We start from the raw sequence: 2,584 nt of genomic DNA on the forward strand, positions 1-2,584 counted from the left end.
ACTGCCTCCAGAAATTCCTTGGCAGCCGCCGTAACTTTACTGTAATCCCCGTCTTTTTGCGCAGCCTTGGTGATATAGCTTCCTACGCCAACTCCGATGCAGCCAGCATGCAGCCATTCATGCACATTTTGCGGAGTTACACCTCCAGTAGGGGCGATGGGAGCTTGAGATAATGGAGCGGTAACCGATTTTACATATTGCGGGCCTAACACTTCGGCTGGGAAAAGCTTGACGATGTCAGCTCCGGCCTCTAATGTTTCCAATACTTCCGTCGGGGTAAAAGCACCACTAATCGTCACGGCCTGATAACGGTTGGCCATTTTGATCATTTCGGGATTGAGCTGCGGGCTTACCAGAAGCTCTGCCCCCGCAAGAATAGCCGCTCTTGCCGTTTCGGCATCCAATATGGTTCCAGCACCGACAAGAACGCCTTCTTCACGATATTTTTCTGCCAGTGTTTGAATGACATGAAGCGCATTTGGCACGCTCATGGTGATTTCCAGCGCCTTAATACCGCCTTTTACGGCTGCTTCTGCTACGGCCAGAGCCTCTTGCTCGCTGTCCAAACGAATGATCAGCACAATGCCTGTATCTGCTATTTTCTTGAGATTATTGAACTTCTTCCACATCAACGTATCCTCCTAATCGTTATACAGCCGTTCACCACGGTACCCCAACTGGTTGGACAGCTTGAGCGCTGTTTCCTTGACCAGCTTGACGATCATACTCTCGCGCTCCGGCGTCATGGTAGAGTACATACTCGCCACACTAATCGCTGCCACCGGCTGATTCCATTGGTCATATATCGCAGAACCGATGCAATACATTTCCAGATTGTCTTCCCTGTCATCAATGGAGTAGCCACGCGCCCGAATTTCCGCCATATCCTGCAAAATTTCCTGTAGCGTTACCTTCGAGTATTGTGTTTTGGCCGGAATTTCTCCATCTCCCAGAATAAACTGGATCTTTTCCGTTGGTAACGCTGCCAAAAGTGCTTTGCCGATTCCTGTGGTGTGTATGAATCTTCGCGAGCCTAGCTTTGCTGTCGGTCTCATAACAGAGTAATTTTCCGCCTTATCCAAATACACGATCTGCCCTTTATCCTCGACTCCAAGAAAAACAGTGCTGCCCGTCTGTCTGTTCAGCTCCTGCAACAGCGGTCTGGCCAGATGGGGGATGCCCATATTGGATAAGTAAGAAATACCTGCTTCAAAGGCACCAATGCCCAAACGATAAGTCTTCAGACGCGGATCATCCAGCTCAATAAAGTTTTTATAGAGTAATGTCTGCACCAGTTCGAAGGCGCTGCTTTTGGGCAGCCCCAACGTCTTGCAAATTTCGTTCAGTGTCAGAGGGGAACTGCTATTGGATAACAGGACCAGAAGATCGACAACCCTTTCGGCTGATTTATTCAGCTTAAAATTTTCCATGCAATCTCCTTTAATTTAGGTTCGCATATACGAACCGTGTTCATTAATTCGAACTTCGGGTTTATTATAGTACAGCCTGACGAGAGAGATCAATAACCTTTACAAAATATTTTATTTATGTCGATATGGGATTGAATTTCTTATGAAAACGTTATAATCTAAATAAAAAATAAATTCAATATTGCGAATGCGGTTCGCATATGCGAACTTTGTGAAGTTTGTGCGGCTTCTGGATGTATACCATACAGATATTGCTGATCTTTCGATTGGAACCGCATACATTGACGAATTTGCTTTATGAAGATGGGTGAAAATCCTGAAATACAGAATACGGGTTATGGAGGAGGAATTGCAGATGCAACCTACAGCTATATTTTTAATCGGGGCTGCCAGTTCAGGTAAATCAACGATTGGCAAGCTCATTGCAACAGAATATCATTTTACTTATTTGGATAAAGATATCATCTGCAACAAGTTCACGGGCCTACTGCTGGAGTCCAAAGGATACTCGCCGCATGAGCGGGACGGCAACACTTTTTATAGCGATACGATCATGCCTCTTGAATACCAGACCCTGCTGGATGTAGCCAATGACAACCTTCAATTGGGTCGATCCGTTGTTTTGGATGCACCGTTTCTCGGTTATTTTTCTAACAAAGATTACATTAGGGAATTAAAAGAAAAATACGACTGGCATCATGTCAGACCGCTTGTATTACAGGTGGATGTGGATTTTGATATATTAAAAGAAAGGATGAAAGCCCGTGGATTGGAGCGGGATGAATGGAAATTTGCCCACTGGGATGCTTTTGTGGAAGGAATCCGTGCCAGAAGGTGCCTATGGGAAGACATTGACATCCGGTATTTTGATAATAGCCCCGCTGAAGTAGACAAGGACAGACTGTACAATATACTTCCCTTCGAAAAGACAGCGACCTCTTTGTAGTGTTAGCAGAAAATAAAGTATTTTGAACTTATTCTATTTGGCTCCCATCCATCTACAACATAACATGCTCCATGCTCCCGACATACTCTAGTATATAAGCTCACACTTATTTACAGCGATTTACACACAATTAATGAGTTTCAGTTCATATCACACGATACTTTTGACAATATTGAAAAAATAGAATACGATTGGAGTGAACGATCAT

Annotated in this window: 3 protein-coding genes; 1 reads left to right on the top strand and 2 read right to left on the bottom strand. The window is 44.5% G+C overall.

Translation table 11 applies throughout. The annotated features are described in order from the left end of the window. Positions 1-629 (bottom strand): bifunctional 2-keto-4-hydroxyglutarate aldolase/2-keto-3-deoxy-6-phosphogluconate aldolase (locus WG8_RS01155; RefSeq protein WP_007428220.1); only part of this gene is annotated, 629 nt, incomplete at its 3' end. A gap of 12 nt (positions 630-641) precedes the next feature. After that, entirely contained in the window at positions 642-1,430 is a 789-nt protein-coding gene (locus WG8_RS01160) for an IclR family transcriptional regulator (RefSeq protein ID WP_007428221.1), read from the bottom strand. 355 nt (positions 1,431-1,785) lie between these two features. Between WG8_RS01160 and WG8_RS01165 the strand changes: the two genes are divergently transcribed. Next, positions 1,786-2,376 carry an AAA family ATPase gene (locus tag WG8_RS01165; protein ID WP_007428222.1) on the top strand — a complete coding sequence of 197 codons (591 nt, stop codon included), beginning with the start codon at positions 1,786-1,788 and terminating at the stop codon, positions 2,374-2,376. Positions 2,377-2,584: the final 208 nt, after the last annotated feature.

Origin of the sequence: Paenibacillus sp. Aloe-11, assembly GCF_000245715.1 — a bacterium.
In the GTDB taxonomy this organism is placed as follows: Bacteria; Bacillota; Bacilli; order Paenibacillales; family Paenibacillaceae; genus Paenibacillus; species Paenibacillus kribbensis.